Consider the following 14618-nt stretch of genomic DNA (forward strand, 5'->3'; position numbering starts at 1 on the left):
CTTTGCCGCAGGCAAGGGGGTGAAGAAGGCCTGCTTGCGCGCCATTGGCGCGCGGCCTGATGAACGACCGAAGGCTGCGCCTTCGGGCCGGACGGGTTGGGGAGGGGTGCCTTTCGCTTTGGATTGCGGTGGCACCCACATGCAACCCATCCAACAACTCCTTGAACCCCATCACTGATTGACCCCGGCCTTCACCCACACGCAAAACCGCTGCGGTAGAACCACACACGCAGGGGGTTCCAAGCTTTGGGGGTTCTACCGATGATGCACCGTCATACCGCCGTGCTGCTGTCTGCCGTCATCACCAGTGCCGCAATTGTTCCCGCACTTGCCCAAACCACGATCAAGGCGCCCGTTGCCAACAACGAACAGGTGCTGGACATGCAATTGAAAATGGAAGAAGCACGCATGCTGCCCTTGCGGGCGATGTACGCGCGCTACTTCCAGCAAGCGTATCGCCGCTACCCCGGCATCCCGCGCGGCACGCTTGAGTCGCTGGCGTTCGTGCAGAGCCGCTGGTCGCCACTGCAACCCGATGCACCTGAACAGGATCAGGCGCATCTGCGCATGCCGCCCGCCTGGGGCGTGATGGGTTTGTATGCCGGTGGCGGCTTCGAGGACCAGGTTGGCGAAGCCGCCAAGCTGCTTGGCGTGTCCACAACTGCCGTGCGCAACGACGCGGCAACCAATATCCTCGCAGCCGCTGCGTTGTTGGATGCGCAGATCCGCCTGGACCATCCCGAAGCCGGCGCTGGCAGCGCGCCGGCACCTGAAGCAATCCGTCCCGCGCTGATGCGCTACGCAGGCTATGCGCCTCGCGGCAGCGGCCTGGCTGCACGCAGCGCCGTCGACGACTATGCACGCACCAGCTTTGCCTACGATGTGCTGCTGGCGCAGGACCGCGGCGTCAATGATCGCGGCATCGTCGTACCCGAGCGTGCCATCGCCTGGGAGCTGGCCTTCGACGCGCCGCAACTGGTTACCTTGCGCGCACCGATGGTGCGCGTGGATGTGAGCAGGGATCGCATCGAGACCGACGCGTTCCGTATCGACCCGATCAGCGAAACCCTGCAGGCAGCACTGCGGCCGGAGACACCGCCGTCAGCCCTGCGCTGGATGCCAGCATCCAGAGCGCCGACTATGGCCCCGCGATCTGGAGCGCCGCCTCGACCTCCAACTACGCGGCATCGCGTTCGGCAGCGATCAGTGCAGTGACCATCCACACCACGCAGGGCAGCTACGCCGGCACCATCTCCTGGTTCAAGAACGCCTCCGCGCAGGTCAGCGCGCACTATGTCATCCGTTCCTCCGACGGACAGGTGACGCAGATGGTGCGCAACGCCGACACGGCCTGGCATGTGCGCAACCAGAACAGCTACACCTTGGGCGTCGAGCACGAGGGCTACGTCGACAACAGTTCCTGGTATACCAACGCCATGTATGACGCCTCGGCGGCGCTGGTACGCAGTTTCTGCGCCAACTACAGCGCGATAAGTTGCGCCAGCGCCTACAGCGGTGCATCCAGCAGCGGCATCAACGTGTTGGCCACCAGCGTCAAGATCAAGGGCCACCAGCATTACAGCGGGCAGACGCATACCGACCCGGGCATCAACTGGAACTGGTCGAAGTACTACGCGCTGCTGAATCCGGGCAGCGGCGGTGGCGCCGGCACGGTCACGTACCTGGATCGCTTCGAGAGCAGCGTCGGCCATTTCGATACCAGCCCCAGCTATTCGGGTAGCACTACCGGTATCAGCACGGCCTCGACAGCCACACGGGATTGCACCACGCAGAAGAACGGGAGCTGTTCGTTGCGGGTGCTGCTGAAGGACAACACCGCGAGCGCCGCAGATTGGGCAGTGCGCTTGTTATCGGGCAGCGGTGCACCTGCCAGCAACACCGCATTGACACGTGCCAATGGGGTTGTTGGCTTCTGGGTGTGGAGTGGCGGCACCGGAACCACGGTTGGCATCGGCATCGACGACAGTGATGGCACCGAGCGTTCAAGCAGCAAGGCCATCGCTGCCAATACCTGGACCTATGTGTCGTGGTCATTGAACGACGCAGCGCAGTGGAATGCGTGGGTGAATGGCAATGGGGCGATCACCGGCAGCAATGTCACGCTGGATGCGATCTGGCTATACCACGCCAACACCGCGTATGACCTCAATGTGTATATCGATGATGTGCAGATAGCGAATTGATCTGCCTGGGGCCGACGGCCCTACCTGTAGAGCGCAGCCGTGCTGTGCTGTGGCTTTCCTTGCAAGGCCCTGCCGAGCATGGCTCGGCACTACAGGTGCCGGCTGCCTTTGCCTTTGCCTTTGGCTTCGGCTTCGGCTTCGGCTTCGGCTTCGGCTTTAGCTTTAGCTTTAGCCCTTCTCCCGCTTGCGGGAGAAAGGTTGGGATGAGGGGAGGCTGTTGATCTTGCTGGTAAAGCCCCCTGCCGAGCATGGCTCGGCACTACAGGAACTGCTTCGGCTGTAGCCCTTCTCCCGCTTGCGGGAGAAGGGTTGGGATGAGGGGGAGGCTGTTGATCTTGCTGGTAAAGCCCCTGCCGAGCATGGCTCGGCACTACAGGAACTGCGTCGGCTGTAGCCCTTCTCCCGCTTGCGGGAGAAGGGTTGGGATGAGGGGAAGCTTTGATCTTGCTGGCAAGACCCCTGCCGAGCATGGCTCGGCACTACAGTCCCCGTTTATTTGCGGGCGGTGAAGATGGGCGTGAGGTAATCGGTGCGGCCCTCGATCCGCTCCAGCGTCGGGTAACGCAGGCCACCGTGGTAGTCGATGCTCAGCGTGCGGTAAACATCCACTTCCTTCACCAGCAGGCGCACCGGTTGCTTGCTGTCCTTGGCCGCACGCACGGCTTCCTCCAGCTCGTCGGCGCTGTACTGCAGGTCGTTCACTGCCAACACCTGCATGCCGGTGCCGACGCCGGCATTGAACGCAGCGCTGTCCCAACGCACTTCATTGACGTAACCGGCTGGGCTCAAGGACACGCCCAATGAATAGATGAAGTTGGCACCACGGCCCTTCATCGTCGCCTTGAAGTAGGCGCTGGGCTTGTCCTTGTAGACCAGCTTCCAGCCAGCCGCTTCGATGCCGCCGACCAGGCCGGTCCTACGTTCGAGACGATCACGCAGGAACTGCGACCAGTCACCGGTCGGCTGCACCTGCTCCAGGGTCGCGGCGACGTCGTCGTAGGTATAGGTATCCGGGCGCTCCCACTGACCGTCGTTCTGGCCAAAGAAGGCCTTGGCGAAATCATCAAGGCTGCGCTTGCCGCCACTGAGCGTGCGCAGGCGCACATCGGCTTCCAGCCACAGCATCTGCCCGCCCTGGTAGTAGTCCTCGCTCATCTGGTAGCCGCGGTACGGCTTGGGTTTGCGGCGGGCGATCACCGGGTCGTTGGTGGTGTCGCCCAGCGAACGCCACTCCAGGCCGGGGCGGTTGTCTGCATACGTTGCAGCAACCATCGCCAGCGCATCACGCGAGGCGTCCAAAGGTCGGATACCAGCGCGCGCGGTCAGCACATTGCCCCAGTACTGGGTCTGCCCTTCGTAGACCCACAGCAGGCTGCCCTGCATCGGCACGTTGTAGTTCAGCGTGGCCAAGTCGGCCGGACGACGGTACTTGCCGTCCCAGGAGTGGGTGTACTCATGGCCGAGCAGATCACTGCTACCGACCTTGGCATCCCAACCGCTGAAGTAATCGCGGTCTTCGCTGTTCTCGCTGGAACGCTGGTGTTCCAGGCCGATACCGCCGAGCTGGTTGGTCACCGCGAACAGGAAATCGTAGTGGTCGTAGTGCTCGGCACCGAACAGCTTGCGTGCCTGGGTTACCAGCGCGCGGTGCTGCTCGATGTGCTCGGGCTTGGCTTCCAGATCCTTTGCCCGGTCGGCAAACACGTTCAAGCGCACCGGGCGCGTACCGGCCGGGGCCAGATCGAACATGCGGTGGTAACGCCCAGCGAACACCGGTGAATCCACCAGGATTTCCAGATTGGTCGGTGCGTAGTTGACGGTGTCCCCGTTGCGGCTGGCCACGGTCAGGGCGCTGGCTGCATCCCAGCCCTGCGGGTAACGCGCACTGGCTTGGTAAGTGATGGCATGTGCGGCGTGACCGGCCGGGTACAGCAGCATCGCGTTCCACTGCAGGTTGAGCATGTTGGGCGTCATCACCGTGCGTCCCTGGGCCGAGTCGGTGGGACTGAGGAACTGGAAGTCCATGCGCAGCTCATTGACGCCTTCGGGCACCTGCACGTTGAAGGTGTAGACATCGAGCGGGTCGCGTACCCATTCCAGACGCTGGCCGTTGGCGTTGATCACCAGCCCGGCCAGCTTTTCGATCTGGCCGCTGGGCGAATGGCTGCCCGGCAACCAGGCCGGGTAATGGAAGCGCTGCAGGCCCGGCTGCACCGGTACGGTCTGCCGCACCTTGAACACGCGCTGGCCCAGGTCGGTGGCGTCCACTTCGAGGCGGATGGTGCCCGGATACGCGGCCTCGCTGATCTTCACCCCGCGTGCGTCCACGTCAGCCACCGCCGGCGCCGCATTGGCCAAACCCATGGCGGCCATCAGGGCCAACCCCAGTACTGCAGGACGGAACACATGCATCACCAACCTCTCGCTTGTCTGAGAAGGCCATGATGCGGCAAGCCTGCACTGCGTGACACGGGCCGATGGTCATCAGCACATCACCGTAGTGCCGAGCCATGCTCGGCAAGGGCCTTATGCACCAACCAATGATCACCAGATTGCCCGGTTTTGTAGGAGCGGCGTCAGCCGCGAAGCCACGAATGCCTACAAGCTGGACATTCGTGGCGTTTGCTATCTGGCCGGGTTGGATCTGGCTGTCTGCTGCTCCGGTGGGAGCAGTGGCTTCGCGGCTCACGCCGCTCCTACAAACAGCTGTCAGGTTCTTACAAATATCTCCACTCGCCGATTCAGCTGCCTGCCGCTGGGGTTGTCCCTGCCATTGGCCTCATTCGGTGCAACCGGCTGCGATTCACCGTAGCCGTGTGCCGCCGCGTCGGTGGCACTGCCACGCTGGCGCAATGCCGCAAGCACGGCCTGGGCACGGCGCTCGGACAGATCCTGGTTGTAGTCGTCGCTGCCCTTGGCATCGGTGTGACCACGGATCTCCATCGCGCTGGATGGCACTTTACCCAGCGCCGTCGCCAGCACATCCAACACCTTGCCGGCATCAGGACGGATGATGTCCTTGTCGAAATCGAACAGCACCTTGTCGTTGAGGGTGATCACGTAGCCGCACGGCGCACCGGACGGTTTGAACTTGTCCAGCAGCGGGAACTTCCCGGCGGGCGGCAACGGCGGCAGCGGTGCCATCTTCACTTCGCGCGGCAGCGCACCGATCGTGCCGGTGCCGTCGCCGCGGTTTTCGACGATGCCTTCAGGACCACCGATCCACTTGCCCGAGCCGTCGGCGTTGATCTCGATGTTGCCATCGCTGCCAACCCAACTGCCCGAACCATCGCCATGGTTCTCGATGCTGCCGAAGCCACCGACCCAGCTGCCGGCGCCCTTGCCGTCCAGCTCGATGTTGCCGTGCGCGCCCACATAGGTACCAGAGCCATCGGCATTCACTTCGAAGGTGCCTGCCTCGTTGACCACGCTACCGCTGCCATCCGGCTTTACTTCCACCACGCCGTCACCGGTCACCGCCTGGCCACTGCCATCGGCACCGATATTGAACACGCCATGGCCACCGACGCGCTCCAGGTTGCCTTGCGCGTCGACATTGGTGAAGCCGCTTTCGTTGACCAGTCCACCATCGGTGGCGCAGTTGGCCGGGCGCACGCTGATGCCGGCGACCGGATCGATCAATGATTGCATCGACAGCTCCAGCCGCTTCTGTGCCGGGCCGCTGCCGATGATGCTGGGCACCATGATGGTCGGTATCACCGGGAATTCGATGCTGCCTGCGGTCAGCACTTCCGCGTTGGAGGCCGTTGGTGCAGCGGTCGCCGCAGGCGCAGCTTCCGGCGTTGCAGCAACAGGTTGATCGGCAGGCGCATCGCGCCCGCAGGCGGCGACAAGAACACTGAGACACGCCAGTGACACGGCAGCAACACGCATGCAGCAACTCCGTTTGTGCGAAGCGCTCATTCTTGCCAAAGCGCCGTTCAATTTCCGTGACCACCGCTTGGCGGTCGGTGCCTCGATCAGGATTCATCCAGCGCAGCGAAGGACGCCGCCAGGTGATCAATGAACAAACGCACCGACGGCAACAAGCCGCGACGAGAGGGAAACACCGCGTGGATGATTTCCTTCGGCGGCGCCCAGTCCGGGGCCACGTTGACCAATTGCCCTGCATCCAGCGCATCGCGCACGATCATCGTTGGCAACTGTGCAACGCCGACACCCGCCAGTGCCGCGGCGCGCAACGCCATCATGCCGCGGGTGATCAAACGCGGATGATGCGGCACTTCGGCAGTCGCACCATCCGGGCCGATCAAGCGCCAGACATGCTCAGCCTGCGGCACCCCCAAGGCAACGCTGGGCAGTAGATGAAGATCGGCCGGGCCATGCGAATGCCCGTGCGTTTCGAGCAACGACGGCGCGGCCACCAGGCACTGGGTACGTTCGCCCAAGACCTTCAGCACCAGTTCGCTGTCCTCCAACGGCGGCGGGCGCACGCGGATGGCCACATCCACGCCTTCGGCGATGACATCGACGCGGCGATTGGTCGCGTCCAGGTGCACTTCCACATCCGGGCAGTGCGCCATGAAGTCAGCCACCATCGCCGCCACCCGGAAATCCAGCAGCATGGTCGGGCAGCTCACCCGCACCACGCCACGCGGCTGCGAGCGGGTCAGCTCGATGGATTCGGCCGCGGCTTCGGCCTCCACCAGCATCGCCCGGCAATGTGCATGGAAGGTCTGACCGACCTCGGTCACCGAGAAGTGGCGGGTGGAACGCTGGATCAGGCGCACGCCCAGCCGTTCCTCCAGCAGGGCGATACGCCGGCTCAGCTTGGATTTGGGCTCGCCCAGCGCGCGGCCGGCCGGGGCAAAGCCGCCGTGCTCGACCACCTTGGCAAAGTAGTACAGGTCGTTCAGGTCGAGCATTTCGGCTCCAGCGTTCACCAAATAGGACTATCAGACCATTTTTTTCCACCTACCGGCATGATCGTCCCAAATCTAATCTTTTCTCCATCGTCGGCGCCCCCCGCGCCGCCAAAGGAGCAGACAGATGAAGAAGATCAGTGGCCTGTACAGCGCGCCCCGCCCGCATTGGGTCGGTGATGGCTTCCCGGTCCGTTCGTTGTTCTCGTACAACACCCACGGCCGCCAGCTCAGCCCCTTCCTGCTGCTGGACCATGCAGGCCCGGCCGAGTTCGAGCCGGCGCAGACCCCGCGCGGCGTCGGCCAGCATCCACACCGTGGTTTCGAGACCGTCACCATCGTCTATGACGGTGAAGTGGCGCACCGCGACTCCACCGGCGCCGGTGGCGAGATCGGCCCCGGTGACGTGCAGTGGATGACCGCTGCCTCGGGCATCCTGCATGAGGAATTCCACTCCGAAGCCTTCACCCAGCGTGGCGGCAAGCTGGAAATGGTGCAGCTGTGGGTCAACCTGCCGGCCAAGGACAAGATGGCCGCGCCGGGCTACCAGAACATCAGCAACGCCGACATCCCGGTGGTGCCGCTGGCCGATGGCGCCGGCACGGTGCGGGTGATCGCCGGCGAGTTCGGCGGCCAGCGCGGCCCGGCCCGCACGCATACGCCGATGGACGTGTGGGACATGCGCCTGTCGCGTGACCAGCACACCACCCTGCAGTTCGCGCAGGGCCACACCGTGGCGATGGTGATCCTGCACGGCACCGTGCTGCTCAACGGCAGCCAGGTCGCCCGCGAAGGCCAGCTGGTGCTGCTCGACCGGCAGGCCGGCGAAGTGCAGCTGGAAGCCAATGCCGACGCCACCGTGCTGGTACTGGCCGGTGAGCCGATCGATGAACCCATCGCCGGCTACGGCCCGTTCGTGATGAACACCCAGGAAGAAATCCGCCAGGCGATGGATGACTTCAACTCCGGCCGCTTCGGCCAGATGGCAGCGTAATGCTCAAGCCCCTCTCCCGTCTGCGGGAGAGGGGTTGGGGTGAGGGCGAACGAAGCCTGCACCCGTCAGAACCTCCTCCGCCTGAACCGCATCACAAAAGCAACGCGCTTCGCGCGCTCCCCTCTTCCGGCCCTTCGGGCCACCTTCTCCCACATGGGGAGAAGGGACATAGCACTTCAACCCATCGGAGCCTCCCATGAGCAAGCCTTACACCCGCCTCGACAAAGACAACGTCGCCGTCCTGCTGGTCGATCACCAGACCGGCCTGCTGTCGCTGGTCCGCGACATCGATCCGGACAAGTTCAAGAACAACGTGCTGGCACTGGCCGACATCGCCAAGTACTTCAAGCTGCCGACCATCCTCACCACCAGTTTCGAGAACGGCCCCAACGGCCCGCTGGTGCCGGAGCTGAAGGCCTTGTTCCCGGATGCGCCGTATATCGCCCGCCCCGGCCAGATCAATGCCTGGGACAACGAAGACTTCGTCAAGGCGGTCAAGGCCACCGGCAAGAAGCAGCTGCTGGTTGCCGGCGTGGTCACCGAGGTCTGCGTGGCCTTCCCGGCGTTGTCGGCGCTGGCCGAGGACTTCGAGGTGTTCGTCGTCGCCGATGCGTCCGGCACCTTCAACAGCATGACCCAACAAGCTGCCTGGAGCCGCATGGAGCAGGCCGGCGCACAGCTGATGACCTGGTTCGGCGTGGCCTGCGAACTGCACCGCGACTGGCGCAACGACGTGGAAGGCCTGGGTGCATTGTTCTCCAACCACATCCCCGACTACCGCAACCTGATCACCAGCTACACCACACTGACTACCGGCAAGTAAACCGCTGGGTAAGCACGAAGACGCCGCTTCGCCGCAAGCGGCGTCTTCGCATGAATACGCGGGCACTATCCGAAGGTCCAGTTCCGCGCATCATCGCTGCCGCGTTACCGTCCCCGGGTTGCTTCCCCACGGTATCCGCCCCATGCAGCCCACCACCCAAGACACCGCCTCGGCGCGCTTTGCGATCCGCTGTGCGAATTTCGCCGAACGCTGGTTCCCCGACTCCTGGGTGTTCGCCGCCCTCGCCCTGGCCGCAGTCTCGCTGGCCGCGCTGTCCATTGGCGCCGCCCCCACCGACACCGCCAAGGCCTTCGGTGACGGCTTCTGGAGCCTGATCCCCTTCACCATGCAGATGGCCTTCGTGGTGATCGGCGGCTATGTCGTGGCATCTTCCGGCCCGGCCTCGCACTTGATCAATCGGCTGGCCCGCGTGCCGAAGAACGGCCGCAGTGCGGTCGCACTGGTCGCCATCGTGTCGATGACCGCATCATTGTTGAACTGGGGCCTGAGCCTGGTGTTCGCCGGCCTGCTGGTGCGCGCACTGGCCCGCCGCAGCGAGCTGAAGATGGATTACCGCGCCGCTGGTGCGGCGGCGTATCTCGGCCTCGGTGCGGTGTGGGCCTTGGGCCTGTCCTCGTCGGCCGCGCAGCTGCAGGCCAACCCGGCCAGCCTGCCGCCGTCGATCCTGTCGATCACCGGCGTGATCCCGTTTACCGAAACCATCTTCCTGTGGCAGTCCGGCGTACTGCTGGCCGCGTTGGTAGTGGTATCGCTGATCATTTCCTACGTCACCGCACCGGCCGCCAACTCCGCGCGTGATGCCGCCGACTGCGGCGTGGATGTCATGAGCGATGCCGCACCGATCAAAACCAAGCCGACCCGTCCCGGCGAGTGGTTGGAGCACAGCCCGCTGCTGATCCTGCTGCTGGTCGCCCTGGCCGCTGGTTGGTTGATCCACGAATTCAGCACCAAACCGGCGATCCAGGCGATCTCCGGCTTGAACACCTACAACCTGCTGTTCCTGATGGCCGGTGCGTTGCTGCATTGGCGTCCCCGCAGCTTTCTCGATGCGGTCTCACGCGCCGTGCCCTCGACCACCGGCGTGCTGATCCAGTTCCCGCTGTACGGCTCCATCGCCGCCATCATGACTACGGTCAACGGCAGCGAAGGCCATAGCGTGGCCCACATCATCTCCACCTTCTTCACCCAGATCGCCAGCCACGACACCTACGCGCTGCTGATGGGCAGCTACTCGGCTGTGCTGGGCTTCTTCATCCCGTCCGGCGGTGGCAAGTGGATCATCGAAGCCCCGTACGTGATGCAGGTGGCCAATGAACTGCATTACCACCTCGGCTGGTCGGTGCAGATCTACAACGCCGCCGAAGCCCTGCCCAACCTGATCAACCCGTTCTACATGCTGCCGCTGCTCGGCGTACTCGGCCTGAAGGCGCGCGACCTGATCGGCTTCACCTTCGTGCAGTTGCTGGTGCATACCCCGCTGGTATTGCTGCTGTTGTGGGCACTGGGTGCGACGCTGGCGTATACGCCACCTGTAATGCCTTGATGGGTTATCGCAATTACTGAAAGCAGAACGCCACGCAATGCGTGGCGTTCTGCTTTCTTGCAACTGGATGGATGAAATCAAAATCAAGGGCATGCAAGCGCCCCCTCCCAACCTCCCCCTTGGCTTCGCCAAAGGGGAGGAGCAGAGCAGCGCAGCCTTCCGCCCCCTCCCTTTCGCCGGAGGCGAAGGGGAGGGTTGGGGAGGGGTAGCTCTTGATCTCCGCCAACATCCATATGACTTCCCACCCATTGCATCCCCACCAGTAACTGCCACGATTCCACAGCCACCACCCGTCAGGAACCGACCATGCTGTCAGCCGCACTACGCGTGTTTGTTGTGGGAGTGCTTTGTGTCGCCGGCAACGTCGCGGCGGCGCCACCGGATGCGACCGCCCTGCAGGCCATCGAGGCCACCGCATACGACTACATGGACGGCCAGCTGGAAGGCGATGTCGCACGGGTGACGCGTGCGCTGCATCCGGACCTGGCCAAGCGCAACCTCGTTGCCAATCCGAATGAAACCCTTGGCCTGGGCCGGATGAGTTCGGATGAGCTGATCCGCTTCACCCGCGAGGGCGCGCTGAAGACGCCGCGCGAGCAGTGGCAGCGCACGGTGACGGTGCTGCAGGTGGACGAGGATATCGCCACTGTGCGGCTGGAGAGCCCATGGTTCATCGATCACTTGCAGATGGGCCGGTTTGACGGGCGCTGGGTGATCGTCAATGCCTTGTCGCATCGGAAGGTGCGGGGTTCCTGAGTCGGGTGGTTTGGACTTTGGGTCTACGTGCCAGAAGCTTCCCCCCACCCCAACCCCTCCCCCGCAGGCGGGAGAGGGGCTTTACTTCGTTTTGAATTTTTCTTGAACTGATACTGAACGAAGCCGGAAAACCCCGTTATCGTATGCGGCTTCCAACCGTTGCCCGCCGCGCCAGCCATGAGCCAGACCGAAGTCGTGCATTCCAGTTCCGAACACGGTGCCTGCGAGAACTGCCGCACGCCGCTGCAGGGCCACTACTGCCATGGCTGCGGGCAGTCGGCGCATAACCCGCTGAAGAACTTCGGGCATGCGGTCGAGGAGGTGTTCGAATCGTTCTGGCATCTGGATGGGCGCATTTTCCGCACCCTGCGCGATCTGCTGGTGCCGGGCCGGATTGCCGTCAACTTCCTCAAGGGCCAGCGCGTCGGCTATGTGCAGCCGCTGCGGCTGTTCGTGATCCTCACCCTGTTCACCTTCTTCGTCGGCAAGCTGACCCTGCACAGCGATGACTTCGGCACCGGCAGCAATGCCGATCCGGCCTTCGCCAAGGCACAGACCGTGGCCGAGGTGGAAGCCGTGCGCGCCACCCAGGTGGCGCAGATCGAGCAACAGCAGAAGACGAACCCTGCGGCGGCGCCAGCGCTTGCCATTGCCATGGCAGCGATCAACACCTCAGCTGCGCAGCGCACGGCGGAACTCGAAGCAAACACGCAGCCATCCGCACGCAGCGCTACCGACTCGGCGCTGGCGCGCGCCAACGACGCAGCGGACCGCGTCAGCGCCGAGAAGAAGGCCGTCTTCATCAATGTCCCGGTCAACGGCAAACCCTGGGACGCCGAGACCAACCCCATCGTGCTGGAGGGCTGGCCGAAATTCGTCAGCAACTGGTTGAACCGTCGCCTGGCCAATGGCCAGGCCAACGTCGAGCGCATGGGCAACAAGACCGATCTGTATGTCCAGGCCATCCTGACCTCACTGCCCGGCGCGCTGTTCTTCCTGATGCCGATCTTCGCGCTGGTGTTGCGCGTTGCTTACATCCTGCGGCGGCCGATGGGCTATCTGGAGCATCTGGTGGTGGCGCTGTACAGCCACTGCTGGTTGATGCTGGTGCTGCTGACCACCTTCCTCATCGCCGGTATCAGCGGCGCGATCGGCAATGCGGTGGTCAGCGCGATCTGCGCCTGGCTGTACGTGCTGTTGTGGCTGGCGGTGCCGGTCTACCTGTTCTGGATGCAGCAGCGCGTATACGGCGGCAATCCGATCCTGACGCTGCTGCGCTACAGCTTCATCGGTTTCATCTATTTCTTCCTGGTCACCTTCGTGGTGATGTACGCGGTGCTGGCCGGCGTATCGGCTTGAAGCCGGTTTGAAACCACGCAGCATTGCAATTGAGCGAAGTGCGATTGGCTCGTGTAGCCCGGGTAAGCGCAGCGCACCCGGGGCTGTTGGCGCGTGGTCGGACTGACGTTGTGTTCCCCCACTTCCCGGGTGCGCTGCGCTTACCCGAGCTACGGCCTGACGGTTCAGGCCTGCGTTGCCTGCATCCAGCCTTTGCGCGCAGCAGCTGAGTGGAAACTCCAGGCAACAAAGCGGCTCTGCTTGTTGCCCTGCGCCATCGCCACTTCACGTACCTCGGCTGCGCCAACCTTGCCCAGCTGCTTGTGGATATCGGCCAGATGCTCGGTCTTGGCCACCAGTGAACTGAACCACAGCACCTGATGCTGGATATCCACGCTCTCGCGGATCATCCGCCGCAGGAATGAGGCCTCACCACCGGTGCACCACAGCTCTTTGGCCTGGCCACCGAAGTTGAGCGCAGGTGCCTTGCTGGTGCGTGCCTGCGCGCCGCCGAGATTGCGCAGCTTACGCTGACTGCCTTGCGCGGCCTCCTTGGCCGATGCGTGGAACGGCGGGTTGCACAGGGTCACGTGGAAACGCTCATCGGCCTGCAGCAGGCCGACGAACAGATTGCCGCGTGCATGCTGTTGGCGCACTTCAATGATCTGGCCGAGACCATTGGCCTGCACATTGGCATTCGCCGCCTTCAAGGCGTCCGCATCGATATCACTGCCAAGGAAACGCCAGCCGTATTCGGCCTGCCCCAGCAGTGGGTAGATGCAGTTGGCGCCGACGCCGACGTCCAGCACGCGCACGCCGGGGCCGCGTGGGATCGCGCCGTTGTTGTCTGCAGCCAGCAGATCCGCCAGGCCATGCAGGTAGTCGACCCGGCCTGGCACCGGTGGGCACAGGTAACCCTCCGGGATATCCCACTGCTGGATGCCGTAGTCGCTGGCGAGCAGCGCGCGGTTGAGTTCGCGCACGGCGGCCGGGTTGCTGAAATCGATGCTGTCGGTGCCGGCCGGGGTGCGGACCAGGTGCACGCGCAAGGCCGGATTTGCCGCGACCAGGCGCACCAGGTCATAACGGCCCTGGTGACGGTTGCGGGGATGCAGCGGCGCTGCCGATGCGGCATTGGGCTTGGCGCGTGTGCGTTGCGGCGAAGAAGTCATGTGCTTGTTGGATGCCAGTAGCGACAAGCCAGAGGCTTTCACTGTTTGTGGGAGCGGCGTGAGCCGCGAAGCACGTACATCATCAAATGGCACACGCTACCTGCGCTTCAACAGCCTCAGCTTCGCGGTTCACGCCGCTCCCACAACGTGGGATACGGGCGCTGCCAGCTACGACTGCTTTCTACAGCTCCAAACCCTGCACGTTCTGCAGCAGCTGTGCACCCGCTTCACCCACGCGCAACGCCAAGGCCGCGGCAATCGCCGCATGCGCATCGCGCAGCACTTCGGCTTCGTTGCGGCTGGCGTCGATAATCTGCTTGTTGGGCAGCTCCAGCTGCTGGAAGATCAGTCGGCAACGCTCCAGGTTCTGCGCGGTTTCGAAGTGGTTGGGCTTGTCGCCACGCGCGCGGATGCGCTCCAGGCCCTGCTCCGGCTGCAGGTCGAGCAACAGCAGCAAATTCGGGCGCGGCGCGAAGTCGTTGGCCTGCAGCATCTCGTCCAGCGGCAGGCCGGCGGCGCCCTGATAGGCAACCATCGACGGGAAGTAGCGGTCGAGGATGACGATCTCGCCACGGGACAGGGCCGGGGTGATCACCTCTTCCACGTGCTGGCGGCGGTCGTGCAGCAGGTATTCGACCTCCTGCTCCGGGCTCAGCCGGCCGGTAGCGGCGGTGGCGCGCAGGCGGGTGCCCCACGGGCCGTTGGTCGGTTCCTTGCCCAGCACGACCTGTGCCCCTGCAGCGCGCAGGTGCTGGGCCAGTGTGTGGGCAAGCGTGGTCTTGCCAGCGCCATCAATGCCTTCGATGGCAATGAGCAGGCCGCCGGGAATCTGTTGGTTATCCATGGGCGCTACTTTAATCGGATCCGGCCGATACCGCGCGGCT

12 protein-coding genes are annotated in these 14618 nt (G+C 63.9%); 7 read left to right on the forward strand and 5 right to left on the reverse strand.

Features of this window, described 5'->3' with window-relative positions:
* Positions 1 to 261: 261 nt before the first annotated feature.
* Positions 262 to 1215, forward strand: a complete 954-nt coding sequence (locus tag QMX78_RS02300) for a hypothetical protein (RefSeq protein ID WP_282266162.1) — start codon at positions 262 to 264, stop codon at positions 1213 to 1215.
* Positions 1212 to 2204 (forward strand): peptidoglycan recognition family protein, encoded by a 993-nt coding sequence (locus tag QMX78_RS02305; RefSeq protein WP_282266164.1) that lies wholly within the window; start codon positions 1212 to 1214, stop codon positions 2202 to 2204. Before QMX78_RS02300 ends, QMX78_RS02305 begins: the two co-directional genes overlap by 4 nt.
* A gap of 492 nt (positions 2205 to 2696) precedes the next feature.
* Here QMX78_RS02305 and QMX78_RS02310 read toward each other — a convergent pair whose 3' ends face one another.
* The 3 genes from QMX78_RS02310 to QMX78_RS02320 all read right to left on the reverse strand — a co-directional run bounded on the left by QMX78_RS02310 (position 2697) and on the right by QMX78_RS02320 (position 7090).
* Complete coding sequence (locus QMX78_RS02310; protein ID WP_282266166.1) at positions 2697 to 4616, reverse strand: peptidase M61; 1920 nt, start codon at positions 4614 to 4616, stop codon at positions 2697 to 2699.
* Between the two features lie 297 nt (positions 4617 to 4913).
* Entirely contained in the window at positions 4914 to 6098 is a 1185-nt protein-coding gene (locus QMX78_RS02315) for an OmpA family protein (RefSeq protein ID WP_282266168.1), read from the reverse strand.
* 86 nt (positions 6099 to 6184) lie between these two features.
* Positions 6185 to 7090 carry a LysR family transcriptional regulator gene (locus tag QMX78_RS02320; protein WP_282266170.1) on the reverse strand — a complete coding sequence of 302 codons (906 nt, stop codon included), beginning with the start codon at positions 7088 to 7090 and terminating at the stop codon, positions 6185 to 6187.
* A gap of 124 nt (positions 7091 to 7214) precedes the next feature.
* Here QMX78_RS02320 and QMX78_RS02325 point away from each other — a divergent pair, with 124 nt between their 5' ends.
* The 5 genes from QMX78_RS02325 (at position 7215) to QMX78_RS02345 (ending at position 12583) form a co-directional block, all read left to right on the forward strand.
* Entirely contained in the window at positions 7215 to 8081 is an 867-nt protein-coding gene (locus QMX78_RS02325) for a pirin family protein (RefSeq protein WP_282266171.1), read from the forward strand.
* A 196-nt stretch (positions 8082 to 8277) separates the two neighbouring features.
* Positions 8278 to 8904, forward strand: coding sequence for an isochorismate family cysteine hydrolase YcaC (ycaC, locus tag QMX78_RS02330; RefSeq protein WP_282266172.1), 627 nt, complete (start codon positions 8278 to 8280; stop codon positions 8902 to 8904).
* Positions 8905 to 9046: 142 nt separating this feature from the next.
* Positions 9047 to 10468, forward strand: a complete 1422-nt coding sequence (locus QMX78_RS02335) for a TIGR00366 family protein (protein ID WP_282266173.1) — start codon at positions 9047 to 9049, stop codon at positions 10466 to 10468.
* A 306-nt stretch (positions 10469 to 10774) separates the two neighbouring features.
* Positions 10775 to 11224: a nuclear transport factor 2 family protein gene (locus QMX78_RS02340; protein WP_282266175.1), complete on the forward strand. Its 450-nt coding sequence runs from the start codon at positions 10775 to 10777 to the stop codon at positions 11222 to 11224.
* A gap of 177 nt (positions 11225 to 11401) precedes the next feature.
* Positions 11402 to 12583, forward strand: a complete 1182-nt coding sequence (locus QMX78_RS02345) for a DUF3667 domain-containing protein (protein ID WP_282266176.1) — start codon at positions 11402 to 11404, stop codon at positions 12581 to 12583.
* Positions 12584 to 12747: 164 nt separating this feature from the next.
* Here the strand turns inward: QMX78_RS02345 and rlmF are convergent, their stop codons facing one another.
* A complete protein-coding gene (gene rlmF / locus QMX78_RS02350) occupies positions 12748 to 13734 on the reverse strand; it encodes a 23S rRNA (adenine(1618)-N(6))-methyltransferase RlmF (protein ID WP_282266177.1) in 987 nt (328 codons plus the stop codon).
* Between the two features lie 181 nt (positions 13735 to 13915).
* Complete coding sequence (gene tmk / locus QMX78_RS02355; RefSeq protein ID WP_282266178.1) at positions 13916 to 14578, reverse strand: dTMP kinase; 663 nt, start codon at positions 14576 to 14578, stop codon at positions 13916 to 13918.
* Positions 14579 to 14618: the final 40 nt, after the last annotated feature.

This window comes from Stenotrophomonas sp. PS02298, assembly GCF_029959445.1.
Lineage (GTDB): Bacteria > Pseudomonadota > Gammaproteobacteria > Xanthomonadales > Xanthomonadaceae > Stenotrophomonas.

What these genes read in the sequence shown, in the direction of transcription:
- QMX78_RS02300 (WP_282266162.1), top strand. Translation starts at nt 262, where the DNA reads ATGATGCACCGTCATACCGCCGTGCTGCTGTCTGCCGTCATCACCAGT.
- QMX78_RS02310 (WP_282266166.1), bottom strand. Translation starts at nt 4,616, where the DNA reads ATGCATGTGTTCCGTCCTGCAGTACTGGGGTTGGCCCTGATGGCCGCC.
- QMX78_RS02315 (WP_282266168.1), bottom strand. Translation starts at nt 6,098, where the DNA reads ATGCGTGTTGCTGCCGTGTCACTGGCGTGTCTCAGTGTTCTTGTCGCC.
- QMX78_RS02320 (WP_282266170.1), bottom strand. Translation starts at nt 7,090, where the DNA reads ATGCTCGACCTGAACGACCTGTACTACTTTGCCAAGGTGGTCGAGCAC.
- QMX78_RS02325 (WP_282266171.1), top strand. Translation starts at nt 7,215, where the DNA reads ATGAAGAAGATCAGTGGCCTGTACAGCGCGCCCCGCCCGCATTGGGTC.
- ycaC (WP_282266172.1), top strand. Translation starts at nt 8,278, where the DNA reads ATGAGCAAGCCTTACACCCGCCTCGACAAAGACAACGTCGCCGTCCTG.
- QMX78_RS02335 (WP_282266173.1), top strand. Translation starts at nt 9,047, where the DNA reads ATGCAGCCCACCACCCAAGACACCGCCTCGGCGCGCTTTGCGATCCGC.
- QMX78_RS02340 (WP_282266175.1), top strand. Translation starts at nt 10,775, where the DNA reads ATGCTGTCAGCCGCACTACGCGTGTTTGTTGTGGGAGTGCTTTGTGTC.
- QMX78_RS02345 (WP_282266176.1), top strand. Translation starts at nt 11,402, where the DNA reads ATGAGCCAGACCGAAGTCGTGCATTCCAGTTCCGAACACGGTGCCTGC.
- rlmF (WP_282266177.1), bottom strand. Translation starts at nt 13,734, where the DNA reads ATGACTTCTTCGCCGCAACGCACACGCGCCAAGCCCAATGCCGCATCG.
- tmk (WP_282266178.1), bottom strand. Translation starts at nt 14,578, where the DNA reads ATGGATAACCAACAGATTCCCGGCGGCCTGCTCATTGCCATCGAAGGC.